Origin of the sequence: Bizionia sp. (assembly GCF_048259285.1) — a bacterium.
In the GTDB taxonomy this organism is placed as follows: Bacteria; Bacteroidota; Bacteroidia; order Flavobacteriales; family Flavobacteriaceae; genus Algorimicrobium; species Algorimicrobium hallyeonense.
Window position 1 is genome coordinate 56,398 of sequence record NZ_JBLXHU010000006.1, and the last position, 23,761, is coordinate 80,158.

Annotated in this window: 28 protein-coding genes; 4 read left to right on the forward strand and 24 right to left on the reverse strand. The window is 33.8% G+C overall.

The window, feature by feature from the left end:
• Position 1: 1 nt before the first annotated feature.
• Entirely contained in the window at positions 2 to 736 is a 735-nt protein-coding gene (locus tag ACN0QX_RS04645) for a lysophospholipid acyltransferase family protein (protein ID WP_417195711.1), read from the reverse strand.
• 112 nt (positions 737 to 848) lie between these two features.
• On the opposite strand from ACN0QX_RS04645, the gene trpS reads away from it, so the two are divergent.
• Positions 849 to 1,817, forward strand: a complete 969-nt coding sequence (gene trpS / locus ACN0QX_RS04650) for a tryptophan--tRNA ligase (RefSeq protein WP_417195712.1) — start codon at positions 849 to 851, stop codon at positions 1,815 to 1,817.
• Positions 1,818 to 1,883: 66 nt separating this feature from the next.
• Here the strand turns inward: trpS and dprA are convergent, their stop codons facing one another.
• Entirely contained in the window at positions 1,884 to 2,987 is a 1,104-nt protein-coding gene (gene dprA / locus ACN0QX_RS04655; RefSeq protein ID WP_248400671.1) for a DNA-processing protein DprA, read from the reverse strand.
• 104 nt (positions 2,988 to 3,091) lie between these two features.
• Here dprA and ACN0QX_RS04660 point away from each other — a divergent pair, with 104 nt between their 5' ends.
• The 3 genes from ACN0QX_RS04660 to ACN0QX_RS04670 all read left to right on the forward strand — a co-directional run bounded on the left by ACN0QX_RS04660 (position 3,092) and on the right by ACN0QX_RS04670 (position 5,448).
• The gene (locus ACN0QX_RS04660) at positions 3,092 to 4,033 is read left to right on the forward strand and encodes an SPOR domain-containing protein (RefSeq protein ID WP_376858298.1); all 942 of its coding nucleotides are present in this window, start codon (positions 3,092 to 3,094) and stop codon (positions 4,031 to 4,033) included.
• Between the two features lie 149 nt (positions 4,034 to 4,182).
• Positions 4,183 to 4,473, forward strand: a complete 291-nt coding sequence (locus ACN0QX_RS04665; protein WP_248396748.1) for a GIY-YIG nuclease family protein — start codon at positions 4,183 to 4,185, stop codon at positions 4,471 to 4,473.
• A 465-nt stretch (positions 4,474 to 4,938) separates the two neighbouring features.
• Positions 4,939 to 5,448 (forward strand): acyl-CoA thioesterase, encoded by a 510-nt coding sequence (locus ACN0QX_RS04670; RefSeq protein WP_417195713.1) that lies wholly within the window; start codon positions 4,939 to 4,941, stop codon positions 5,446 to 5,448.
• 111 nt (positions 5,449 to 5,559) lie between these two features.
• On the opposite strand, the gene ACN0QX_RS04675 is transcribed toward ACN0QX_RS04670, so the two are convergent.
• The 22 genes from ACN0QX_RS04675 to ACN0QX_RS04780 form a co-directional block, all read right to left on the reverse strand.
• Entirely contained in the window at positions 5,560 to 6,108 is a 549-nt protein-coding gene (locus tag ACN0QX_RS04675) for a hypothetical protein (RefSeq protein ID WP_417195714.1), read from the reverse strand.
• Position 6,109: 1 nt separating this feature from the next.
• The gene (locus ACN0QX_RS04680) at positions 6,110 to 6,574 is read right to left on the reverse strand and encodes a hypothetical protein (protein ID WP_248396755.1); all 465 of its coding nucleotides are present in this window, start codon (positions 6,572 to 6,574) and stop codon (positions 6,110 to 6,112) included.
• 14 nt (positions 6,575 to 6,588) lie between these two features.
• Positions 6,589 to 7,803 carry a hypothetical protein gene (locus tag ACN0QX_RS04685; RefSeq protein WP_417195715.1) on the reverse strand — a complete coding sequence of 405 codons (1,215 nt, stop codon included), beginning with the start codon at positions 7,801 to 7,803 and terminating at the stop codon, positions 6,589 to 6,591.
• Between the two features lie 338 nt (positions 7,804 to 8,141).
• Entirely contained in the window at positions 8,142 to 8,471 is a 330-nt protein-coding gene (locus ACN0QX_RS04690; protein ID WP_417195716.1) for a hypothetical protein, read from the reverse strand.
• Between the two features lie 135 nt (positions 8,472 to 8,606).
• The gene (locus tag ACN0QX_RS04695; protein WP_417195717.1) at positions 8,607 to 9,833 is read right to left on the reverse strand and encodes a murein hydrolase activator EnvC family protein; all 1,227 of its coding nucleotides are present in this window, start codon (positions 9,831 to 9,833) and stop codon (positions 8,607 to 8,609) included.
• A gap of 2 nt (positions 9,834 to 9,835) precedes the next feature.
• Positions 9,836 to 10,612, reverse strand: a complete 777-nt coding sequence (locus ACN0QX_RS04700) for a DUF4292 domain-containing protein (protein ID WP_417195718.1) — start codon at positions 10,610 to 10,612, stop codon at positions 9,836 to 9,838.
• Positions 10,612 to 11,973 carry a tetratricopeptide repeat protein gene (locus tag ACN0QX_RS04705; protein ID WP_376858302.1) on the reverse strand — a complete coding sequence of 454 codons (1,362 nt, stop codon included), beginning with the start codon at positions 11,971 to 11,973 and terminating at the stop codon, positions 10,612 to 10,614. The genes ACN0QX_RS04700 and ACN0QX_RS04705 overlap by 1 nt, the downstream gene beginning before the upstream one ends.
• Positions 11,974 to 12,014: 41 nt before the next feature.
• Positions 12,015 to 13,031 carry a sugar phosphate nucleotidyltransferase gene (locus tag ACN0QX_RS04710; RefSeq protein ID WP_248396771.1) on the reverse strand — a complete coding sequence of 339 codons (1,017 nt, stop codon included), beginning with the start codon at positions 13,029 to 13,031 and terminating at the stop codon, positions 12,015 to 12,017.
• Between the two features lie 136 nt (positions 13,032 to 13,167).
• Complete coding sequence (dut, locus tag ACN0QX_RS04715; protein ID WP_248396773.1) at positions 13,168 to 13,602, reverse strand: dUTP diphosphatase; 435 nt, start codon at positions 13,600 to 13,602, stop codon at positions 13,168 to 13,170.
• Position 13,603: 1 nt separating this feature from the next.
• On the reverse strand, positions 13,604 to 15,031 hold the full coding sequence (locus ACN0QX_RS04720; RefSeq protein ID WP_417195719.1) for a polysaccharide biosynthesis C-terminal domain-containing protein: 1,428 nt from the start codon (positions 15,029 to 15,031) through the stop codon (positions 13,604 to 13,606).
• 90 nt (positions 15,032 to 15,121) lie between these two features.
• On the reverse strand, positions 15,122 to 15,607 hold the full coding sequence (locus tag ACN0QX_RS04725; RefSeq protein ID WP_417195720.1) for a hypothetical protein: 486 nt from the start codon (positions 15,605 to 15,607) through the stop codon (positions 15,122 to 15,124).
• Positions 15,608 to 15,709: 102 nt separating this feature from the next.
• Positions 15,710 to 16,498 (reverse strand): hypothetical protein, encoded by a 789-nt coding sequence (locus ACN0QX_RS04730; protein ID WP_417195721.1) that lies wholly within the window; start codon positions 16,496 to 16,498, stop codon positions 15,710 to 15,712.
• A 451-nt stretch (positions 16,499 to 16,949) separates the two neighbouring features.
• The gene (gene atpG, locus ACN0QX_RS04735) at positions 16,950 to 17,810 is read right to left on the reverse strand and encodes an ATP synthase F1 subunit gamma (RefSeq protein WP_248396779.1); all 861 of its coding nucleotides are present in this window, start codon (positions 17,808 to 17,810) and stop codon (positions 16,950 to 16,952) included.
• 101 nt (positions 17,811 to 17,911) lie between these two features.
• Positions 17,912 to 19,492 (reverse strand): F0F1 ATP synthase subunit alpha, encoded by a 1,581-nt coding sequence (gene atpA / locus ACN0QX_RS04740; RefSeq protein ID WP_248396782.1) that lies wholly within the window; start codon positions 19,490 to 19,492, stop codon positions 17,912 to 17,914.
• A 63-nt stretch (positions 19,493 to 19,555) separates the two neighbouring features.
• Positions 19,556 to 20,068 carry a hypothetical protein gene (locus ACN0QX_RS04745; protein ID WP_248396784.1) on the reverse strand — a complete coding sequence of 171 codons (513 nt, stop codon included), beginning with the start codon at positions 20,066 to 20,068 and terminating at the stop codon, positions 19,556 to 19,558.
• A 5-nt stretch (positions 20,069 to 20,073) separates the two neighbouring features.
• Positions 20,074 to 20,610: an ATP synthase F1 subunit delta gene (gene atpH / locus ACN0QX_RS04750; protein ID WP_248396786.1), complete on the reverse strand. Its 537-nt coding sequence runs from the start codon at positions 20,608 to 20,610 to the stop codon at positions 20,074 to 20,076.
• 75 nt (positions 20,611 to 20,685) lie between these two features.
• Entirely contained in the window at positions 20,686 to 21,186 is a 501-nt protein-coding gene (locus ACN0QX_RS04755; protein ID WP_417195722.1) for a F0F1 ATP synthase subunit B, read from the reverse strand.
• Positions 21,187 to 21,285: 99 nt separating this feature from the next.
• Positions 21,286 to 21,474, reverse strand: coding sequence for an ATP synthase F0 subunit C (atpE, locus tag ACN0QX_RS04760; protein ID WP_008638050.1), 189 nt, complete (start codon positions 21,472 to 21,474; stop codon positions 21,286 to 21,288).
• Between the two features lie 41 nt (positions 21,475 to 21,515).
• Positions 21,516 to 22,625, reverse strand: coding sequence for a F0F1 ATP synthase subunit A (gene atpB / locus ACN0QX_RS04765; RefSeq protein ID WP_248396793.1), 1,110 nt, complete (start codon positions 22,623 to 22,625; stop codon positions 21,516 to 21,518).
• 136 nt (positions 22,626 to 22,761) lie between these two features.
• A complete protein-coding gene (locus ACN0QX_RS04770; protein WP_417195723.1) occupies positions 22,762 to 23,133 on the reverse strand; it encodes a DUF6168 family protein in 372 nt (123 codons plus the stop codon).
• Positions 23,126 to 23,377, reverse strand: a complete 252-nt coding sequence (locus ACN0QX_RS04775; protein WP_376858308.1) for an AtpZ/AtpI family protein — start codon at positions 23,375 to 23,377, stop codon at positions 23,126 to 23,128. Before ACN0QX_RS04775 ends, ACN0QX_RS04770 begins: the two co-directional genes overlap by 8 nt.
• Complete coding sequence (locus tag ACN0QX_RS04780; RefSeq protein ID WP_417195724.1) at positions 23,343 to 23,756, reverse strand: bactofilin family protein; 414 nt, start codon at positions 23,754 to 23,756, stop codon at positions 23,343 to 23,345. Before ACN0QX_RS04780 ends, ACN0QX_RS04775 begins: the two co-directional genes overlap by 35 nt.
• Positions 23,757 to 23,761 lie beyond the last annotated feature (5 nt).

Sequence of the window (23,761 nt, forward strand, 5' to 3'; positions counted from 1 at the left end):
GTTATGAGTCCTTTAATAATTGCTTCAAAATAGTTTGTCGTGTATCCTTATTCAACGCTTTAGTATCGGCAACATGTAAGCCATCAGTTGGTATAAAAGGAAATCCAATGGCGCGCATTTTACCCGGACTTCCGCTAAAAAAAGTAAAGGGAAACCGTTTTTTATTATCTAAAAACACTAAAGGAACTATAGGAATTTGATGATTAATAGCTAACCTGAAAGCGCCATCTTTAAAGTCGTCTAAAATAACATCCTCATCAGGCACACCACCTTCAGGAAAGATACAAATACTCAATCCTTGTTTTAAACGACGCTGCGCTCTTAAAAATACGGCTTTTCTGCTTTTTTCAGAACTTCTATCTACCAGAATACAGGTACGCTTATAAAAGAAACCGAATAACGGAATTTTAGCCAGTTCTTTCTTACCAACAAATACAAACGGATTTTTGGACACTACTAGCATGAGCATAATATCAGCCATAGAGGTGTGATTGGCAATAAACATATAACTAGCTTTTCGTTTTGGCTTTTCGGCTAAAGAAATGTGTGTGTTAAATCCCATGCCTATTAAAATAAATCGTGCCCAAAGTCGCGCTAATCTGTAAAAATAAGGATACCAAGATTCTTTAAGTATGGAAACTAATAATAAAGGTAACAAGATGATAATAGGTACTGCCACAAGTACATAAAACCAAATGCGATAAAATACCCAGAAAATATATTTAAAAACCGTCATGGAGACCAAAACTACTTAAATAAATTGAGCTTTTGTACTAAAAAAATTACCTTTGACATATTAAAACAAATTTGAACTTAAAACAAGATTCCCATTTCCATGGGAAATGAGCATGGCAAGAATACTAACAGGCATACAAAGCACAGGAACACCGCATTTAGGTAATATTTTAGGCGCTATTTTACCAGCAATAAACATGGCAAATAAACCAGAAAACGATTCGTTTTTGTTTATAGCTAATTTACATACCCTAACCCAGATTAAAGATGCTGCACTATTAAGACACAATACCTACTCTACGGCTGCAACCTGGTTGGCTTTTGGTTTAGATATTGAAAAAACCGTGTTTTATAGACAGAGTGATGTACCTCAAGTGACTGAATTGTCATGGTATTTAAGCTGTTTCTTTCCGTTTCAGCGTTTAACATTAGCGCATAGTTTTAAGGACAAAGCCGACAGACTAGAAGATGTAAATGCAGGGTTATTTAACTACCCTATGCTAATGGCTGCGGATATTTTAGCTTATGATGCTGAAATTATTCCTGTAGGAAAAGATCAAATGCAACACATAGAAATCACACGTGATGTGGCATCTCGTTTTCATGCGCAAATGGGAGAAACATTTGTGTTACCAACCGGAAAAGTTGCAGACAACACCATGTTAATTCCTGGAACAGATGGTGAAAAGATGAGTAAAAGTCGCGGGAATTTTATCAATATTTTTCTAGATGATAAAAAACTCCGTAAGCAAATCATGTCCATCCAAACAGATAGTACCGCTCTAGAGGACCCTAAAGATTGGGCAACCTGTAACTGTTTTGCTTTATATAGTTTGTTGGCTTCTAATTCTGAAATAGTGACCATGAAATCCAATTACGAAGCGGGCAATTATGGTTATGGTCATGCCAAGCAAGCTTTGTTTGAGTTGATTGTTGAAAAATTTGCAGAACCTCGTGAACGCTACCATCATTATATGAATAACCTCCACGAAATTGATGACGCTTTAAAAGTTGGTGCTGAAAAAGCGAGTCAAGTAGCAAACGCCGTTATTGCACGTGTTAGAGGGAAGGTTGGGTATTAAAAATGATTTGGCACCTAGAAAGGTTTGGCCTTAACAATATGGGATTCCTGCCTTCGCAGGAATTTGTTAGATAATCTCAAATAACTTTCCAGGCAACGGTCTAATAACCCCTTTTAATTCCATGTTTAGTAATAAACTTGCCACTTTATATGTTGGCAATTCACAATCTATGGCAATACTATCTAATTCTTCTTTAGATTTCGTTTGTAGGTAATTATAAATGGTTTGTTCGTCCGGCTCCAGTTCTATAAACAACTGTTTTTGAATGGTAGGTTTCTGCTTGGTTTCCAATTCCCAATTTAACATATACGGAATATCCAACGGATTGGATAATAAGTGGGCTTTCTGAAATTTTATTAAATTATTACAACCCACACTTTGGCTATCCGTTGTGCGACCTGGAACGGCAAAAACATCGCGATTATAAGAATTGGCAATATCGGCTGTTACCAAACTACCTCCTTTTTCGGCCGATTCTATAACTATAGTTGCCTGACTCACACCAGCAATTACCCGATTTCGTTTTAAAAAATTATTTCTATCAAACGGATCCGAACTCCAAAAATCAGTAAAAAACCCGCCATTTTTCTCGACATCTACCATATACTTTTTATGTGTTTTTGGATAAATCTGATTTAAGCCATGAGCCAAACATCCTATGGTTTGCAAACCGTGTTTTATAGCTGCTTTTTGTGCCGTAATATCCGTTCCGTAGGCGAAACCGGAAACTATAACGGGATTAAAAGGTACGAGTTCTTCAATTAACTTATTGCAAAAGGCAATCCCAGAAGTCGTAATTTTTCTGGCACCAACAATACTAATAATACGTTGGTTTTCTAAACTCACATTTCCCACTTGGAATAACAAAATAGGACTATCTATACATTGATTTAATCGTTGTGGATAGCCGTCATCCATAAAATACAAGCACTGTATATTGCTTTCAGAAATAAATTGCATTTCCGCTTCGGCAGCTTTAAAATGACTTGTATTAAATAAATCCCGAATTACATGGGTGCCAATCCCATCAATTTGAAGGAGATGGTGTTTTTTCTCTTTAAAAATAGCTTCCACCGAACCACAATGATTAATGAGCTTTTTAGCGGTAATATCACCTATAAACGGGACATGTTGCAGTGCCAAAATATGTAATAAGCGATTATCGGTCATGGTAGTCATTTGATTTTCAACTTACAAGTAAAGAAATTTTCAGATGTTAATAAATTGTTAGCAAGATTTTTTGTTCATATTCAAAAATTCCTAACTTTGTTTCTATGCAATTAGAACCTTACATAAGCGATTTACTTTACCGTTACGAATGTGTGACTGTCCCTGAATTTGGCTCGTTTTTAACACGAAGAACGTCTGCAACAATTCATGAAACAACACATGCTTTTTATCCACCAAAAAAGGTGTTATCTTTTAATGAGCAAATTCAAGAAAATGATGGCTTATTAGCGCGTTATATTGCTGATGTTGAGAAAATCCCGTACGAAGAAGCTTCTAAAAAAATTAAAAAACGCGTAAAATACCTAAAATCCTATTTAGTTGAAGGTGAAACTATTGCTTTTGAAAACATTGGTAGTTTATCATTAAACAACGAAGGAAAAATGTTATTTGAACCATCTTATAGTTTTAACTATTTAACGGATGCGTTTGGTTTATCTCAATTTACTTCTCCTGAAGTTACGCGTGAAACTTATAAAGAAACGGTAGAAGCTATTGAAAAAGTAGTACCTATTGCTGTAACAACACAAAGGCGACAATCTCGTGGCTATTTAAAATATGCTGCTGTTGGTTTAATTGCTTTAACTATTGGTGGTTTTGCAGCTTCTAATTATTATGTGAATCAGATTGAAACACATAATCAATTAGCACAAGAGGAAGCCAACACCCAATTGGAAAATAAAATTCAAGAAGCGACATTTGTCATTAATAATCCATTGCCGGCTGTTACACTTAACGTGAAAAAGCAGTATGGTAATTATCATATTATTGCTGGTGCTTTTCGTGTGGAAGAAAACAGCGATAAAAAGGTGGATCAACTGAAAGACTTGGGTTATGCAGCTCGTAAAATCGGCACCAATAAATACGGTTTACACGAAGTGGTTTATGCAAGTTATGAAGACCGACTAGAAGCGCTTCAAGCCTTACGTGACGTTAAAAAAACGCATAATAAAGACGCTTGGTTGTTGGTGAAGGCTATTGAGGAGTAGTTCTCGATACGTTCATTTTTCGCTACCACTCAAATGAACACGCGAACTGACTAGCAATCATTAAACCAAATACCCATAATTAAAAAGAAACGTCACTTCGAGTGATTTCGAGGTACGGGAAATTGTATCGAGAAGCCAAGTACTTAAATGTGAAACTATCATACGTCTACATATTACATTGTGCTGACGACTCCTATTACACAGGTGTTACTTCCAATATAGAAAAACGCTTTTTAGAACATCAAACAGGCAAACATCTTGATAGCTATACTTTTAAAAGACGACCGTTGACGCTCGTTTTTTATGCAGAATTCACAGATATTCGATTAGCCATTCAAAGTGAAAAGCAAATTAAAAAATGGTCACGCGTAAAGAAAGAAGCCTTAATAAACGGTGAATTTGAAAAACTACCGAATTTAGCTAGAAAGAAATTTAATTGAGTTGTCGTTCTCGATACGTTCATTTTGAGCTGTGCTCAAATGAACACGCGAACTGACGTAGCCTTCTAACTAAAACAATCATAATTAAACTATCCGTCACTTCGAGTGATTTCGAGGAACGAGTTCTCGATACTTTCATTTTGAGCTGTGCTCAAATGAACACGCGAACTGACGTAGCCTTCTAACTAAAAAAATCATAATTAAACTATCCGTCACTTCGAGTGATCTTGATGAACGAGTTCTCGATACTTTCATTTTGAGCTGTGCTCAAATGAACACGCGAACTGACGTAGCCTTCTAACTAAAACAATCATAATTAAACTATCCGTCACTTCGAGTGATTTCGAGGAACGAGAAATTGTATCGAGAAGAACGTTACTTCAAGTGTCACGACTTTTTTGTTGTGATGTATCGAGAAGATACAAAATTGGTAGTACCTTTGCAGCGCATTTAAAAAATGACCGCATGACACCGAAAACACCAGAACAATCCAAAACCATCATGACCGACTTGGTATTGCCAAGCGAAACCAATCCACTGAATAATTTATTTGGAGGCGAACTATTAGCGCGTATGGATCGAGCAGCTAGTATTGCTGCCAGACGTCATAGTCGCCGTATTGTGGTTACCGCTTCTGTAAACCATGTGGCTTTTAACCGTTCCGTACCTTTAGGCAGTGTGGTGACTGTTGAAGCTAAAGTATCTCGCGCGTTTAAAACCTCTATGGAGGTGTTCTTGGACGTTTGGATTGAAGACCGTGAATCTGGCATACGCGATAAAGCAAATGAAGCAATTTACACCTTTGTAGCTGTTGATGAAACCGGACGACCAATTCAAGTACCAGAAATTGAACCTGAAACCAAATTAGAAACAGAACGCTACGCAGCAGCCTTAAGACGTAAACAATTGAGTTTGGTTTTAGCTGGAAAAATGAAACCGAATGATGCTACGGAATTGAAGGCGTTGTTTCAGTAGATTTATTAAGACCTAACAGGTTTTAAAAACCTGTTAGGTCTGAAAAGTATTATTTATAGAACATGATTACTTTTTAAAAACGTTCTTGTAGATGATTGGTTTTTTTGAATTTTAACCTGTCCATAGTGTGAACTGATAATATAAAATCCATTTACCACTAATTTTTACATATATATGCATTAACCCGCCACTTGATGTATTTATGTATGGTATATAAGTTGAAGTAACAATTAAGGCCCAATCTTTTTTACAATTAAAATAAGGTTTTGATATATATGTAATATTATTTCTTGGATTTTCGTTTAAAAATTTAGTATCTGACCTATGAAAGTATTTTTTAAGTTTATTAAAATCAATAATAGAGTCATTTTGAGATTTTGCTATATCAGATTTTAAATGTTCTAAATTAAAATTTTCTAAAAATAATTCTACTGGAGGTTGGTTATTCTTTATTTCATTCCACCACAACTTTACAGACTTTTCATTTATACTCTCCTTACTCAAATATTGAGTGCCTAGAGATATAAAATTGTGATATAAGTAAATAGAATCTTTAGGAATAGGATTCCCATTATCATATGGATTTATAACTTCATTTATAAACTCATAATCCTGACCATAAGCCAAGCTTGACAAAAATAGAAGTATGATTAATTTCATTTTAATTACAGTTATTATTTATTAGATAGTTATCTACAAATAATACTAATAAATAACCGACTATAGAAAAAATTATTAATTCTTCTAATAACTCAAAATTTAAGCGGGTTACAGATGGAAAATAATGCTCCTTATATGGAAATTGCCAATTATGTTTATATAATAAAAATAGAAAAATCGCTAAAAATAGAAAAACTAGTATTTTAAAATTTGCAATGTTTTTAAAAATTGGTCTTTTCAATAAATAGTAGAATACTATAACACTTAAAACGTAAATCCAGTATGTGTAGATAAATTGCCAAGCGAAAACATATTGTGCGCGTTCAATCTCTCCCCAACTGTAAGCTTTGGGATGCACAGGAATAATATTTGTCCATTCTATTATAGCTTGCGCTAAATGTTTAACAAAAAATAGTGCAAATGCTATTAAAATAATTCTCAATATAAATTTTAAGTTATTTTTCATTTTACTTATTTTAATTATTCACAACCTAAGTCACTAATTGGTCGATTCCCTAATAATACATTTTTCACTTTCTCCCATTCTGGCCGATTGACAGTTATTGGGGTTGCATTACCAACACCTCCATTATTATTTGTGAAATTTTGAACTTTTTGTTGAAAACTACTCCATAGTGCATCTGCTCCATCAAACGGGTTTCCACCAGTCATATAATTTGCTATCCCAACATCAAAATTAGATTGCATTCTATCTACACCTCTAGAATAAAAAGTATAAGTGCCATTTGAGTTAATTTCATAACCAATTTGCCTATTGCCACTTACAGGATGTGGACCATCAAGTCCTTGAGGAATACCCCAAGGCATTGATAGAGTGGTAAATACCCAATGTGAATTTGTGTTTTCTGAACAAACTACTGAGCCATCATGTGCTCCAGGTATATCAAGTGATATAATCGCTCCTAAAGGATTAGCAGATAACCATATTCCTTCTTCATCAAATCCAGTGATTGGAGAAGGAATAAATTCTGTAAAATCATTATTTATAAAAATATTAATTTCTATTCTAATATATTCTAGAAATTCTTCAGCTGAAAATCGCTCTCCCGTTGAAGGATTGTTTGGTAAAACATCTATTATTATTGGGAAATAATCTAAATTAACTACTGCTCCTTCTGCATTTTCAATTGTTTGAACACTTACTCCTCCTAATAAAAATTCGTCTATTTCGTTAAGTTTATCTAATATTACTGGTGGTGGACTAAATTGTACTAAAGCCTGCCATTGCTCTATTTGATTACAATCTATATCAACTAATTTATATGGATTATCTACAAGTTCATTTTCTAACTCAATTGAAATATATTCTAGTAAATTATCAACTTCATTATTCATTATGGCTTCCATAGCAGCAATCACAAAAGTTTGAGACTCATCACTACAATTATTATTAGCTAGATAATTAGCAACTAGACCTGATTTTCGCTTATCGGATTGCAACCAAGTTAACATGTCAGATGTTAAAGTGGTATTATCAACTGGAGCATTTGATCCTGATTGTGCTAAATCTCCATTTATGCATAAAGCAACATCTTGCCAAGGTTGTGGTTTTACATTAGATGTAAAAATTCCATTTCCTGATGGGCCACTATGTCCAGGTCCATTTGGAGGTGAAGGTGTATTTGTACCACCACCTGATGTGGAAGTACCATCATCATAATAGCCACAAGTCATCCCTGTTTGTGAATATCCTATACAATTACTAAATCTTTCGTAGCACTCTTCTTGTGGTATATGTCTTCTCCCATCACAAATTCCAGTTCCGCTCCCACCACTACATCTAATTTCATATATATCAAGACATCCGTAAACCATTTTGGAAATAAGACTTTCATCTGAATTATATTCTATAGGAATAACGTTTATAAGTCTGTCTAATTCATAGCTATCATGAATAGTATCTGATTCAGTGCTGGAATCATATTCTGCTATAAATGCAACTGTATTATTTAAACTATCAATTTGAACTACAAGATTTTCATGAAAACTAGGGTCATTAGTATCCCTACGTATTAACATGGTATAGGATCTTCTTCCATTAAATATAATTTCTTTATGGTTGTAGAGTCAATAGTAAATCCATATTGCTCTTCCATAACAGTTTTATCATTTAAACCAGCTGCTTCTTGATTTATCTTAGGATTTACAATTTTATTAAATACCTTGTTAAATTCAATATCATCTTTATAATCAGATAATTTTTTTATGTGGTATTGAATGTTTAGTTCGTTTTTAGTTTCAACATTATTTTTAATTTCAAAATCATCTTTTTGACAATTATTAAGAGTTAGCATCATAATAATTAATACTAAATAAGAAGAGATTTTCAGGATAGTTTTCATACTTTTTTCTATTAGATTACATTTGCTAAAATATAACAACTAATCAGTTTAAAAAATACGTAGTTATACGTAATTTTTGGGGTTCAAGATGATAGCTAAAACATCGTTAAAGAGATTCCTGCTTTCGCAGGAATTTTACATCCTATAAATCCATTCCGCTGGATTGACCGTTTTTGTTTCTTTAAAAACACTAAAACTCAAAATGGTTTCGCCGTTGGCTGGATTGGTAAATACTTCGCCAACGGGTTGCTTGGTGCTTACCTTATCGCCCTTTTTTACATAAATTTTGGCCATATTAGAATAGGCTGTAATATAATTACCATGCTGAATTAATAAGGTTGGGTTTCCGTTTTTGGAGGAAATAACACGCAATACTTCGCCATTAAAAACAGCCCGTACTTGGGCATTTTTTTCAGTAGCAATACGGACGCCTGTACTTTGTATCATAACACTTGGCACCAATGGAGACGGTTGTTTTCCATAACGGACTTTAACAACCCCTTTTTCAACAGGCCATAATAATTTACCTTTATTAGAAACAAAATCTTTGGCTAAAGCTGCTGCTTCTGGTGTTAAGGCAAAACCACTAGATGCGGTTGTTGTTTTCCCCGCTTTTTTGTTGGATGCGGCAATAGCTTCGCGAATAATTTTTTCTATCTCACGATCAATTTGATCAGCTTCACGTTGCTTTTTCTTTATTTGAGCGGTGTAATTCGTTAAATTTTTAGTTATAGAGGCCATTAACTCCCTATGCTGAACAAGCTCCTTTTCTAGTTCACGCTGTGCAACGCGGTTTTCTTCAATCAGCTTTTGTTTGTCCGCTTTTTGCCTTAATAAATCGGTGTTGGTTTCTTGAAGTTCTGCGGTTTTGGCTTTTATAGATTCGCCTTGCTCCTTCTGGTAATTAGCATACTGATTTAAATATTGAACACGTTTATAGGCTTGCTTGAAATTAGTGGACGATAATAAAAACATCACGCGACTTTGCTCACTTTTGCTTTTGTACGATGTTTCAATCATTTTGGCATAACTGGCTTTTAGTGTTTCCAATTCATCCCGTAATTCGGTAATTTTATTTTGATTGTCGTTTATTTCTCGCGTTAATAAATTGGCTTGCTGATTGGTAACCTGAATGAGATTTTTACGCACATTTACGCGGTAATTCACATCTTCAATCAACGATATTTGCGATTTCTGTTTGGTTTTATCCTTAAACAGTAACTCGTTAATTTGTTTAATTTCGGTACGTAAAGCTTGCCTACGCTCTTCTAATTCCAGTTGCTTTTTACTTTGCGAAAAGCCTAAAACAGACATCAAAAGAAATCCTAATACTAGAGAATATGTTTGCGTTGGTTTTATCATGATTACTTTAAGTCAATTTTATCAAATCCTGAAGGAATTTTAAACGGAAATCGTACTTCTTCATTCAAACTAACCGATTTTATTTCCAATTCAATGATGGTTTCATCGTCACCTTCCAAAGCTATTATTTTTAATTGTTCTGGTAAACTTTGTTTATCAATAATTTGATAATTCAAATAATCGACTTGCAAAAATCGGGATTCACTTGGTTGTTGCAACTGTTGGGAATTCATCTTAAAATGAGAAGCATTAACAATATAAAACAACTCGAAAAGCGCTATTTGTTCTTTGGGTTGAAACAAATACGCGTCTTCATAAACAGACATGTTATAGTTGTTTTTATCTAAATTGAAAATGGCATTTCCTAAAAGTAAATTTTGGACTTTATTGTAATCCAATTCCGTACCTAACAAATCACTTAAATAACTGAAATCACCATCAAAATACGTATTATCCAGTTTGTTATAAAACTGCACTTTTTCCGGCGTTATCATCACACGGATTAAGTTTAAAGCCGAATTTATCCAAATGGTTTTATCCGCTTCCATACGCAAATTTACGGTATGTGTTTGTGACTTGGTGCCTTCCGTATAAACCACACGAACTTTGGCTTGCATGGTTTTAAAATCAGGTGTACTTTTTTGATGTGCTTTTAAAACATCTTTTTTGGAAAGTGTTAAATTGGCTTCACCAGACGTTAGTGTGGCGGTTGACTTACAACTCATAACCACCAAAAATAAGAGCGTTACGAGCCATGAAATATGACGTGTTTTATTCATTAATTGGAGGACTCTAGTTGTTGGGCTTTATCTATAAACGTTTTTGCCTTGTTTGTATTGTTTAATTGGGTGTGTGCTATGCTTAATTGTTTGTAGAAATCGGCTTGCATTTTGGTGTCATCAATAATATAATCTAGACCCATTTCTAACGTTTCTATGGCTTCTTTTGGTTTTTTAAGTTCGTTTAAGGCCACACCATTAACCAAATAGAAAATAGGTTGCGATGGATATTTATTTAATGCCGAAGCACTCATGGTTTGCGCTTTTTCGTAGTCTTTTAAATCTATGTGAAGCAATAAAATATTTCTGGTAATCCCAAAGTTATCAGAATCTTTTTCCAATGCTTTTTGGTAATACGATAAGGCTTTGTCTTTGTCCCCTTTTTTAAGATAATATTGCGCAACTTCCAATGAGGATGTTCCTTTTTTATCTTCGGTAACAAGAGCTGTAGCTTCAATTAAATCGGCTTCATATTCTGGATTTTCAGAAACAAAATTTACAAAATCCGATAACACCATCATTTTTGCTTCCGGTTTTATTTGTGGACTTTGAATAACTATTTTCATAGACGCAATTGCTTCTTCTGCATTATTTTCTTCGACATAAAACTTGTACAGTGCCAAATGTGCTAATTGCGAATTGGGTTTAACTTCTAATAGTTTTTTAGCGGTTTCAAAGGCTTTATCTTTTTCGTTATTTTCACTATAGCGATAAATTAACGCTAGATAATTGGTTTCGTCATCTGGATTACCTTCCACACGATCTTCCAAATTCTCTATTTGTTCTTCTTTTTTACCGGTAATTTCATAAATCTGATTTCTTATGACATCTCGTGTCATGGAAATGCCAAGTTCGGCATCCATTTCATCCAAGACTTTTAACGCATTTTTATAGTTTTTGGTTTTAACGTATAGGGTTGCCAAATCTTCTTTATAATCTGGATGATATTGCACCAATTGCTTCACGACTTTTATGGCTTTGTCATAATCGTCTTGTTGGGCGTACACTTCATAAAGTTCATCCAAATACCACTCGTTATCGGGTTCCATTTTAACGGCATCTTTAAGCGCATCTTCTGCAGCGCCAAAATTTTTAAGCTTGTTATAATTTTTTCCTAACTCGTAATAGTAAACGGATTTAGAATCGTCTAATTCAATACACTTAAGTAGCGCTTTTGCCGCCCGATCATAGTTCTCAATCCCTTTTTGTTTTAAGGCCTCAAAGAAATACTCTTGCTGTAAATCTTCTACATCACCTAAATCATCTTGATTGATTTTATTATAATCTATTTGTGCATAGTTTGTCTGCGGTATGCATAACATTCCGAAGAAAAAGAAAACTATTTTTAACTTTTGTTTCATTTGTGAGATTCTTCACGATGTTCAGAATGACAATTCAAAATTTACTCCAAAACCGAATAATCACCGATACTTATTTTGCTGAATTCGCCATTAAAAGTTACATGATTTCCAATCATAGCTTCGTCTAAATTAGCATTTTTTATAGAGGTATGATTCTGAATTAAGCTATTTTTAACGGTTGATGCTTCAATAGTACAATTATTTCCAATAGATACATTTGGGCCAATTGTAGAATCCTTAAGCACAACATTTTCACCAATAAAACAAGGTTGAATGATTTTAGAGTTTTGAATTTTTAAATCAGATGCTATTAATTCCTCGCCATCTTTTTCTAAAAATCCTAGCATGCGTGCGTTTGTTTCAACGGTAACAGCTTTATTTCCGCAGTCCATCCACTCCTCCACTTGACCTGTTTTAAAGACTTTTCCATCTGCCATCATACGTTTAATACCATCGTTAATTTGATATTCGCCACCATTAACAATATTATTATCTAATACGAATTGCAAGGCTTCTTTTAAAACGCTGACTTCTTTAAAGTAGTATATGCCAATAACGGCTAAATCGCTCACAAAGAACTTTGGTTTTTCAACCAGCTCAACGATTTCTTTATTATCATTCAGTTTTACAACGCCAAAGGCTTCAGGTTTATCTACTTTTTTAACCCAAATAACCGAATCTGCTTCTTGATCTAGTTTAAAATCGGCACGAATTAAGGTATCAGCATACGCAATAACGGTTGGTCCCGATAAGGAGTCTTTAGCACACATAATGGCATGACCTGTCCCTAACGGTTCATCTTGACGGTAAATAGATGCTTTGGCGCCTAAAGAGGCTGCTAAAGCTTTTAAACTGCTAATAACATCATCACCAAACCATGCAGCATCGCCTAATACAAAGGCAATTTCTTCAACGGGTTGGTTTAAAACTTTTACAATATCTTTTACCAATCTGTGAACAATAGGTTCTCCAGCAACGGGTATTAATGGTTTTGGTACTGTTAAACTATGTGGCCGCAAACGAGAACCTCGTCCTGCCATGGGTACTATTATTTTCATAATTAAGCCTAAACCACTCTAATGAAGTGGGGATTTTTATTAAAAATTTGTTATTATAACTGCCTTTCGCCCTAAAAGCGATAAGTTATTATGTCTTTCTGTTTTTTAACTCCCTCTAGGGAGCATTATGGTGGGCTTATTTAGTCCCTGTACTTCCAAAACCACCTGCTCCTCTATCGGTTTCAGATAATTCATTAACGGTCATCCATTCGGCACGTTCGTGTTTGGCTATGACTAATTGTGCTATACGTTCGCCATTTTCTATAGTAAAATCTTCGTTGGAAAGATTGACAAGAATTACGCCAATTTCGCCACGATAATCGGCATCAATAGTTCCTGGTGCATTTAAAACCGTAATTCCTTTTTTAGCCGCTAATCCGCTGCGTGGTCGTACCTGCGCTTCAACACCCACTGGCAACTCTATAAAAAGACCAGTGCCAACAATGCTTCGTTCTAGAGGTTTTAAAACTCTAGACTCTGATAAATTGGCTCGTAAATCCATTCCAGCGGAAGCTATGGTTTCATAGTGTGGTAATGCGTGATTAGATTTGTTGATTATTTTAATTGTCATGTTATGATTTTAATAATTGCTTAATATCTTTTCGTTCTGATATATAAACGATTCCCAAAAATACTAAAACTAAAATAGTACTCACGTAGTAATTCTCATTAAATCTATAATATGAAACAGCTGAAATTACGGTTGATAGCACTAAATAACTCCCAATTCTCATAATATCATAGGGAACAGGATAGTGTTTTTTTCCTATTTGGTAAGAGACTAACATCATACTTCCATAGGCTGCTAAAGTTGCCCAAGCTGATGCCATAAACCCAATACGCGGAATCATTAAATAGTTAAAAGCAATTGTTATAATAGCGCCTATTAATGAAAAATACATTCCATATCGTGTTTTATCCGTAAGCTTATACCAAATGGCTAAATTGAAATAAATACCTAAAAACAAGTTTGCTAAAAGTACAATAGGAACAATATCTATAGCAATCCAATAGGATGGATCACTAACAATGAGTTCTTTAAAAATATTGAGAAAGGCGACCGTAAATACAAACATTAAACTACCACAAATAACAAAGTACTTCATGATTTTGGCATAGGTTTCCTTGGCATTTAGCTCTTTAGCATGGTTAAAGAAAAAAGGTTCAGCGCCCAATCGGAACGCTTGAATAAAAATAGTCATGAATACAGCAATTTTATAACAACCGCTGTAAGCGCCATTTATAGATTTACCAAGGAGCTCTGGCAATAACCATTTATCAAAATTCTCATTGATGACGTAGGCTAATCCTGCTACCATAATAGGCCAACCATAATTAAGCATTTGCTTGAAAATAGTTTTACTGAATTGTAGCTTTGTTTTAAAGAAGTAAGGTGCTAGTAATAAAAGTGTTGTTATACTAGCACACAAATTAGCTATGAAAATATACTGCACCAAATCATTAGCGTTGTAACCAGGAAACGATATATTAAATTTAGGTATTACCCAAAGGAAAAAATAATTTAATACCACGTAAACGGCAATATTGGATAGTTTAATGGCTGTAAATTTAATAGGTCTTCCTGTGGCTCTTAAATAGGCAAATGGCGCAACAACAAGCGCATCTAAAGCTAGCACACCAATTAACAAATTAAAATACGTTTGGTTTAAATTAACCAAGTCTGCCAATTGCTCATTAAAAATAACCACAGCTATTAGAAACAAAATAGTGGTTACTGTCAAACTAATAAGCGTTGTTGAAAACACTTTATCTTTTTCTTTGCTTAAATTAAAAAACCTAAAAAAAGCAGTTTCCATCCCGTATGTCAATAATACATTGAAAAAAGCGGCATAAACATAAAAGGTTGTATTGTCAGAATAGCTAGAAGTAACTAGTTTACTGGTATGAAGTGGTACTAAAATAAAATTCATGAGTCTGGGCAGGACTGTTGCCAAACCATAAATAATTGTATCCTTAAAGAAGGTTTTTATAGTACCCAAGTTTCCATATTTGAAGTGCTAAATATAGGGTTTTAATATAGGACTTGCAACGCATTCAGGAATCATCACTTCACGTGTTTTTTAATCGTATTATAGTTCTTTTTTTATCATGTTAGGATATTCAAAATACTTAACCTCTCCATTTTCAATATACGTAATGACACATGTGTTCTCACCAAAATTAAACTGGTTATTGGGTAGCTGTATTGGGATATTGCCATATTCATCATTTTGGTTTTCACTCATAATCAAATCTGCTTCATCGGTTGATGATGTTTGAATACTAGCAAAATACCCCGTTTTACCGACTTGAATTTTAGCAATAAAACCCTTAAAGTAAATACGGCTTAAAGTTACTTGGTTCTTGTTTTCCGAAATTGTTATATAGATATGATAGCCTGAATCATTGCCATTAATATCTGAAATCCAAGGCTGAAACTGAACCGTTTCAACTACAAATGAAGCTTTATTTTGAAACATCAATTCCGTATTTGGAACTTTAGATTTTGAATTAGCACAGGCAGCAATCAAAACAATAAATAAAACAACTGTTAAATTAATAAATTGCGTTTTCATGGTTTTATTTGGATGTTCATTACATATAAAGGTACGAAATCAAATTATGTGCTATAAAAAAAGCCTCGCTAAATGCGAGGCTTTAAATCAAATTTATATTAATTAAATATATCTTTTAACAACTATTGATCTTCCGTTTTTTAATGACGCTTTTACAATATAAATACCTCGAGATAAATTTTCGTTTTCTAAAATTTGCCCTAATAAATTATATACTTCTATTTTAACACCGTCGGTATTCGATATAAACTTATGGTTTTTTGAAATGACCGCTACATCCGTTAAAACATTTACGGCTGTGCTTAAAACAGCACCTGCTATTTCTATATTATTAATTGATGGGAATGTGGTGCCAGTAGTTGTTAAAATTCTAACTTCATCTACACTATCAAAGTCAGAGTTTAAAGTCACCGCAACTTTATCATAATCATTATTTCCAACAAAATTAGCAGTAGCAACTTGTGAACCATTTTTATATCCGGTAACTGTCATTGTTTGGTTGTTCCAATTTCCCCAGTCATACCAATTAAAAGCATTAATTTGAAATTCTAAACCTGAAGTTTCTTTAATAATATGACCTTTCCAACCTAAATAATCTCCACCACCATAAGGAGGCGCCCAAGTTGTCAAGCCACTAAAATCATCAATCTCACCAGTTAAATCATCAGCAGATCGCCATTCCATTTCCCCTATATTGATTAGAGCATCATTTACATTATAAATCTGAAGTGATAAACCTGAAATATCTATAGAACCACCTTCACCATCGGTTGCTATACCAGTATCCCATGTGGATCCTGCATCTGAATTAAAATTTAGTGTTTGCGCTTTAACATGAAACGAAAAAGCAAATAATATCAGAGTGAAAAGTAAAAAGTAATTTTTTGTCATAATAAAATAGGTTAAGTTAAAAATCTTTAAGCAAAGATATAAAACGTACTATTAAAGAAAGGTAATTACTTACTTTAACAGTTTTTAATCTTACTAAAAACCACCTTGTCACTATTTCTTTTAGATGCAATAGTCTCCAGTGTATGTACGTAACAAGAATACTGCTTAATTAAAAGTATCTAACGGGTTAAATCTTCTAGGATAACCAGTCTGCTTTTTTGGTGTATTGTATATACTAAAGGATATAATATATGGATGATTGTAGCAATAAAAAAGACCTTTCCAGCTTTGAGTTGGAAAGGTCTAATATAAAATTTAAAAAAATTAAGCGCTAAAAAGAATCTTAATTATTCAAGGCCTCTGCTTTTCTTGAAATTTGACTCTGCTATCGCTTCGTCTAATTATTCAAGGCCTCTGCTTTTCTTGAAATTTGACTCTGCTATCGCTTCGTCTAATTATTCAAGGCCTCTGCTCCACCAACAATTTCTAAAATTTCATTAGTAATAGCAGCTTGACGGGCTTTGTTATATGTTAATTTTAATTGATCACGTAATTCGGTAGCGTTATCTGTTGCTTTATGCATAGCGGTCATACGCGCACCATGTTCTGAAGCAAAAGAATCTCTAATACCCTTATACAATTGTGTTTTTAAAGATTTTGGAATCAACTCTTCAACGATTTCAACTTTTGAAGGTTCAAAAATATACTCTAAGGTTACGTTGTCATCTTTTTCAATAGGTACAATTGGTAAAAATTGTTCCACCATGATTTCTTGAGTTGCTGCGTTTTTAAACTTGTTATAAACGATTTCAATTTTATCAAACTCTCCTTCAGTAAACATATCCATCAAACGTGTGGCCACATCGGCAACGTTATCAAACGTTAAATCGTCATATAATTCACTGTAATTACCAATAACAATCTGTTTTTTAGAAAACGCATCATTTGCCTTTTTCCCAATTGCTAAAACTGAAACGTTTTTACCAGCGTATACATTGGAAATCAAGTGTTGTGTTTGCTTTATAATATTAGAATTAAAAGCACCACACAAACCTCTGTTTGACGTAACTGATACAATAAGAACATTATTTACTTCACGTTGCTCTGAAAATTTACTTCCAGAATCCGCATCTAAAGTTGCACTTAAATCTTGTAAAAGTTCCGTTAACTTATCTGCATAAGGACGCATTGCCGTAATAGCATCTTGTGCCTTCTTTAATTTTGCAGCCGATACCATTTTCATGGCACTGGTAATCTGCATCGTGGAAGATACTGATGATATTCTGTTACGTATTTCTTTTAAGTTTGCCATTTTTTCCGCTCCTAACCTCTCAAATGGAGAGGGATTGATTAGTTAAACTATATGATAATTTTCTAATCCTTCTCTTTAGTAAAGAGAAGGATTAAAATTTTTTACTTTCTATATTTCGCTGATAAATCTTTAGCTACTAATGTTAAGGTATCTGTAACTTCATCAGTTAATTTTCCAGCTTTTAAGGTTGCTAACACATCACTATGTTTTGCTCCCAAAAACTCTAAATAATCACGTTCAAATTCTTTTACTTTTTCAACAGGAACGTCTTTTAATAAGTTTTTAGATCCCGCATAAATAATAGCTACTTGATCTTCTACTTTAAACGGATCGTTTTGTGCTTGCTTTAAAATTTCAACGTTACGCTTACCTTTATTAATTACATTTAAAGTAACAGCATCTAAATCAGATCCAAATTTAGCAAACGCTTCTAATTCACGATATTGTGCTTGATCTAATTTTAAGGTACCAGATACTTTTTTCATGGATTTAATCTGTGCGTTACCACCAACACGTGATACAGAAATACCTACGTTAATTGCTGGACGAACACCAGAGTTAAATAAATCTCCATCTAAGAAAATTTGACCATCTGTAATAGAAATTACGTTTGTTGGAATATATGCTGAAACGTCTCCTGCTTGTGTTTCAATAATTGGCAATGCTGTTAAAGAACCACCACCTTTTACCATAGGTTTTAACGTGTCTGGCAAATCGTTCATTTCTTTAGCAATATCATCATTATTAATGATTTTTGCCGAACGCTCTAATAATCTTGAGTGTAAGTAGAAAACGTCACCTGGATACGCCTCACGTCCTGGAGGACGACGTAATAATAACGATACCTCACGGTATGCTACAGCTTGTTTTGATAAATCGTCAAACACAATTAAAGCGGGTCTACCAGTATCTCTAAAATACTCTCCAATAGAGGCTCCCGTAAATGGTGCATATACTTGCATGGCTGCAGGATCTGATGCATTTGCAGCAACTATAGTGGTATAAGCTAAAGCACCTTTTTCTTCTAAGGTTTTAGCAATAAGTGCTACTGTTGAAGCTTTTTGACCTACAGCAACATATATACAATATACAGGTTCACCTGCATCGTAAAATTCTTTTTGATTTAAGATAGCATCAATACAAACGGCTGTCTTACCTGTTTGTCTGTCACCAATAACCAACTCACGTTGACCTCTACCAACTGGAATCATAGCATCAATTGCTTTAATTCCTGTTTGTAATGGTTCTGTTACTGGCTCTCTATAGATAACACCTGGTGCTTTACGCTCTAAAGGCATTTCATAAGTTTCACCTGTAATAGGTCCTTTTCCGTCAATAGGGTTTCCTAAAGTATCTACAACACGACCAACAATACCTTCACCTACCTTAATAGATGCGATACGTTCTGTACGTTTAACTGTAGAACCTTCTCTAACTCCTACTGAAGTTCCTAATAATACGATACCTACGTTATCTTCTTCAAGATTTAGTACAATACCTTCTAATCCACCTTCGAATTCTACTAATTCTCCGTATTGTGCATTTGAAAGTCCGTAAGCACGTACAATACCATCACCTACCGTTAATACAGTTCCTACTTCGTCTAATGATGCACCTGCATCAAAATTAGAAAGTTGTTGTTTTAAGATTGCTGATATTTCAGCTGGTTTTACTTCTGCCATCTTTATTTAGATATTAGACGTTAGATTGTTAAGGTGTTGCCACCTATTCCAACGCTGCTTAATTTAATTTCCTATTTTAATATTTATTCCCGAGCCACTATTACTTGACTCTTCCTTAATTATCACTGTATTTGTTGATGCATTTAATCTATCCGAATATGGTGTTCCATATTTTTCTACTAAACGCTTTACTCTTTCTGAATTTAAAGAACCATCCTCATTCACCACATTTCCTTTGTAAATATCTGAAATGATATTTTTTTGTGTTCTTTTCCCGATTTCGTATTTCTTATCCTCTCCTAAAAATATAACTTCAACATAAACTAATTTTCCATTTGGATTAGAAGCAGTAACTGGTTCTGCTCCGTTTATATAAATCGTTTTTAAAAAGATTATCTCTTCTTCATTTTTATTATACAAAGAACAAACCGCATCAAAAGTTCCACAATCAACATAGGTTAACCAAGCAACTTTATCAATTAAAACTTCTCCGTTTTTTAACTTGACCTTTTGAGCATTCGCACTGAAGCCCATAAAGATACATGATAAAAATAGAATTGTTTTAATAGCTTTCATCAGTTTTAGTTAATGGTAAATTCTCTTTTTAATTTATTCAATTTGCTTGCCACACTTGCATTGTATTGCACATCGCCAACACGTAAAATAAAACCACCTAAAATGCTTTCATCTACTATATTTTTAACCGTTACAGCTTTGTTAGATAATTCTTTAATTTTAGCTAAGACTTTTAATTCAATATCCTCAGTAATTGGCACTGCCGTTGTTACAGTTGCAGACTCTTTATTGTTTTGAATATCGAATAAATCTGTATACTTATTAGCTACAGCTTCAATTAAATCTAAACGCTTGTTAGCATCTAATACTTTAAAAAGCTCCTGCGTAATTGTATTTACTTGTGGAAATACCTGAGATAAGATTGCTTTTTTATCATCAGATTTAACAACGGCATTTCTAATAACCTCATCCAGATTTTGATTATCCTTAATAGTTTTAGAAATTAAAACCATATCCGCATTAATAGCATCAGCCACCTGTTTTTCAGTTGCTAAACTTAATACTGCTTTTGCGTAACGTATTGCTGCTCTTGTTCCTGCCATTTTAATGCCCACAACGTGGGTTACTTTTAATTATACTTATCTAACCAAACACACAAATTTTGCGTGGTGTACCAATTAGTTTAATGTTGCTTCACCTAACATAGACTCAACCAATTTCATTTGCTTGTCTTTGTTAGATAATTCTTCACGAACCACTTTTTCCGCGATTTCAATGGATAAAGTTGCCACTTGCATTTTTAATTCTGCAATGGCTGCTTTCTTTTCATTTTCAATAGCTTCTTGTGCACTTACAACTAGCTTATTTGCTTCTGTTTGAGCTTCAGTTTTCGCGTCTTCAATCATTTTTGATTTCATTTCACGCGCTTCTTTAAGCATCATTTCACGCTCTAAACGTGCTTCTTGCAATAATTTTTCATTATTAGCTTGAAGATTTTGCATTTCAAGTTTTGCATTTTCCGCAGATTCTAAAGCTGTTTGGATGCCGTCCTCTCTCGTTTGAAGAGCGTCTAGAATTGGCTTCCAAGCAAATTTTCTCATTAATAAAATTAGTATTAATAAGATTAGGGCTTGCATAAAAAATAAGCCTACTGAAAAATCGTTTAATAAAGTTTCCATACTATATAGATTACTTAAATTCTCTTTGTTTGTTTAATTTAAAAACAGTTTCTGCAACCAACCGTTGCAGAAACGTGTTTCTTTGTTTTTAGGAAAATCTTATTTACCTAAGATTAATGCACCGAATGCTAAACCTTCCAATAAGGCACCGATGATGATCATCGCAGTCTGAATTTTTCCAGCTGCTTCTGGTTGACGAGCAATACTTTCCATTGCTTTTGATCCAATCATTCCTAAACCGATACCTCCACCGATTACGATCATTCCTGCTCCAATTAAATTGTACATACTAATTTGGTTTTTATAATTATTAATTAAACAAATTCTTTTTAATGAGCGTCGTGTTCCTCCACAGCCATACCAATAAATAAGGCTGACAGCATGGTGAAAATAAACGCCTGTAAAAACGCTACTAAAACTTCAATTACCATAATAAATAAGGTTAACGCTAAAGACATTCCTGTAGAAACCGCAGGTCCGAATGACGCTTTTAAAGTTATCATTAACGCAACTAAGCTCATTACAATAAAGTGGCCTGCAGTAATATTTGCAAACAAACGTACTAATAATGAAAACGGCTTAATTATAAGAAAACCAACAAGCTCTATTACGGCTAAAATTGGTCTTAAAATATAAGGTACTCCTGGCATCCATAAAGTATGTGCCCAAAAATCTTTACTACCACTGAACAAATAAATAATCATGGTGAAAATAGCTAAAGAAGCGGTAACAGCTATTTGTCCTGTTACATTAAAACCTAAAGGCGTTAAACCTAACATATTTAATATCCAAATAAAGAAAAATACGGTTAATAAAAAGCCCATAAACTTGCGGTACTTTTTCTCACCAATATTTGGACGTGCTATTTCATCACGAACATAAATTACTAAAGGCTCTAAAGCCCGGGATACACCTTTTGGAATACCATTGCCTTTTTTATAACCTCTAGCTAAACCACCAAACAGTAACAACATGATTATTCCTGTTATAATCATTCCAAAAACACTTTTAGTAATTGAAAAATCGATTACTTTACTAGCGTTTGTTGGATGGTGCTTGTCATCAAAATTCAGTGCTGTTGCACCATTTTCTAATTCGTAAATTTTGGAGTGGTATTTTACAAGTTGCGTATCACCTTTATTAACAATAACGGTTCCGTTATCATCATGATGAAAGGCAGAAGACATAAAGGTTTTCAATCCATTGCTAGTCCAAACAATAACAGGTAACGGGAAACCGTAGTGAACTCCCGTTTCATTATTGGTAAATAAATGAAAATCATGAGAATCCTTAAGGTGATGGGCAATATAATCACTGATTTCGTCCGGTGAATCAATTAAATTGTTTGCTGTGTCGTCATTTTGGGCGGATACCGAAAACGACGTTAATGCTAAAACGAATACTACTAATAACTTGATAGATTTTTTTGCTACCATCATATTTTTTCTAACTAATGAAATTTATTCTTCGTAAATTTTGTGCAAATGTACGGAATAATTTAAAAAACCAAACCCTTTTTTAGTTTAGTTTTTTAAGGTTACATTAAAACAGAAAAAGTAGTTTTATTCTTAATAACTATTTGCTATTTAACAACTTTGCAATTGCCGCTGCTTCTATCATTAAAAAAAGAAATAAGGGAATTACCAAAGCTATGCGATCGTTTTGAGTTAAAGCATCATTTTTAAAAACAGAAGATTGAAATATGAGTACAAATGCACCTATCTTAAAAAACATGAGCATGAGATAGGAATAGCCGGCTTGGTTGGGTAAATTTTCAGCAACTATTTCTACCATTATATAAATAATAACAACGGAAATTACATGAAATATATACACATTGAATAAGGAGAAACTTAAGTCCGAATGTAATAAACTGCTGTGAATACCATAGCTTAATCCAAATACAGCAAGGACCAAAATAATTACAAATACAATACGCTTAATCATCAGAATCTTTATTGGTTATTTTTAGGACTTGATAAATAACCGAAAACATAGCAATAGCAACGGATATCAAGGTTATAATTTTATAATATAATTTATTATGATTGTCAAATTTAACGTCTAACCATCCACCTAGTAAACTTCCTAAGTAAATAATTAAACCCATTTGTATAGCAATGGTCGTAAACCGAATATACTTATTCAGCGGTTTATTAGGCTTTTTGTTTGGTGGTTTTTTCGCGCTCACTATTTTGAATGTCTTTTGTTGCTCCTTTCATGGCGCAGTTAACGTTAAATGTAGCTCCTGGCTCAACGGCTAACTTACCTAAAGTTACATCACCTTCAATATGCGCAGTGCCTTTTAGGGTTAGTGTACCTGAAAGTGATAATGTACCCGAAAATTTTCCTTCAAAATAAGCATCCGTACCGGTTATATTACCCTTTACAAAACCTGTTTTTCCAACAACAATTTTTCCAGGCGTTTTAATACTGCCTTCCACGGCTCCATCAATCCGGAAATCGCCTTCACTTTCTAAATCACCAACCATAGTAGTGCCTTGGGCTATTAAATTTTGGCTGGAAGTGATTTCGAGATTTGTTTTACTTTTTTTGTTCTCTGAAAACATGACTA

Coding starts and splice junctions, on each gene's coding strand:
- ACN0QX_RS04645 (WP_417195711.1), bottom strand. CDS start 736: ATGACGGTTTTTAAATATATTTTCTGGGTATTTTATCGCATTTGGTTT.
- trpS (WP_417195712.1), top strand. CDS start 849: ATGGCAAGAATACTAACAGGCATACAAAGCACAGGAACACCGCATTTA.
- dprA (WP_248400671.1), bottom strand. CDS start 2,987: ATGACCGATAATCGCTTATTACATATTTTGGCACTGCAACATGTCCCG.
- ACN0QX_RS04660 (WP_376858298.1), top strand. CDS start 3,092: ATGCAATTAGAACCTTACATAAGCGATTTACTTTACCGTTACGAATGT.
- ACN0QX_RS04670 (WP_417195713.1), top strand. CDS start 4,939: ATGACACCGAAAACACCAGAACAATCCAAAACCATCATGACCGACTTG.
- ACN0QX_RS04675 (WP_417195714.1), bottom strand. CDS start 6,108: ATGAAATTAATCATACTTCTATTTTTGTCAAGCTTGGCTTATGGTCAG.
- ACN0QX_RS04680 (WP_248396755.1), bottom strand. CDS start 6,574: ATGAAAAATAACTTAAAATTTATATTGAGAATTATTTTAATAGCATTT.
- ACN0QX_RS04685 (WP_417195715.1), bottom strand. CDS start 7,803: ATGACTTGTGGCTATTATGATGATGGTACTTCCACATCAGGTGGTGGT.
- ACN0QX_RS04690 (WP_417195716.1), bottom strand. CDS start 8,471: ATGAAAACTATCCTGAAAATCTCTTCTTATTTAGTATTAATTATTATG.
- ACN0QX_RS04695 (WP_417195717.1), bottom strand. CDS start 9,833: ATGATAAAACCAACGCAAACATATTCTCTAGTATTAGGATTTCTTTTG.
- ACN0QX_RS04700 (WP_417195718.1), bottom strand. CDS start 10,612: ATGAATAAAACACGTCATATTTCATGGCTCGTAACGCTCTTATTTTTG.
- ACN0QX_RS04705 (WP_376858302.1), bottom strand. CDS start 11,973: ATGAAACAAAAGTTAAAAATAGTTTTCTTTTTCTTCGGAATGTTATGC.
- ACN0QX_RS04710 (WP_248396771.1), bottom strand. CDS start 13,031: ATGAAAATAATAGTACCCATGGCAGGACGAGGTTCTCGTTTGCGGCCA.
- dut (WP_248396773.1), bottom strand. CDS start 13,602: ATGACAATTAAAATAATCAACAAATCTAATCACGCATTACCACACTAT.
- ACN0QX_RS04725 (WP_417195720.1), bottom strand. CDS start 15,607: ATGAAAACGCAATTTATTAATTTAACAGTTGTTTTATTTATTGTTTTG.
- ACN0QX_RS04730 (WP_417195721.1), bottom strand. CDS start 16,498: ATGACAAAAAATTACTTTTTACTTTTCACTCTGATATTATTTGCTTTT.
- atpG (WP_248396779.1), bottom strand. CDS start 17,810: ATGGCAAACTTAAAAGAAATACGTAACAGAATATCATCAGTATCTTCC.
- atpA (WP_248396782.1), bottom strand. CDS start 19,492: ATGGCAGAAGTAAAACCAGCTGAAATATCAGCAATCTTAAAACAACAA.
- ACN0QX_RS04745 (WP_248396784.1), bottom strand. CDS start 20,068: ATGAAAGCTATTAAAACAATTCTATTTTTATCATGTATCTTTATGGGC.
- atpH (WP_248396786.1), bottom strand. CDS start 20,610: ATGGCAGGAACAAGAGCAGCAATACGTTACGCAAAAGCAGTATTAAGT.
- ACN0QX_RS04755 (WP_417195722.1), bottom strand. CDS start 21,186: ATGGAAACTTTATTAAACGATTTTTCAGTAGGCTTATTTTTTATGCAA.
- atpE (WP_008638050.1), bottom strand. CDS start 21,474: ATGTACAATTTAATTGGAGCAGGAATGATCGTAATCGGTGGAGGTATC.
- atpB (WP_248396793.1), bottom strand. CDS start 22,625: ATGATGGTAGCAAAAAAATCTATCAAGTTATTAGTAGTATTCGTTTTA.
- ACN0QX_RS04770 (WP_417195723.1), bottom strand. CDS start 23,133: ATGATTAAGCGTATTGTATTTGTAATTATTTTGGTCCTTGCTGTATTT.
- ACN0QX_RS04780 (WP_417195724.1), bottom strand. CDS start 23,756: ATGTTTTCAGAGAACAAAAAAAGTAAAACAAATCTCGAAATCACTTCC.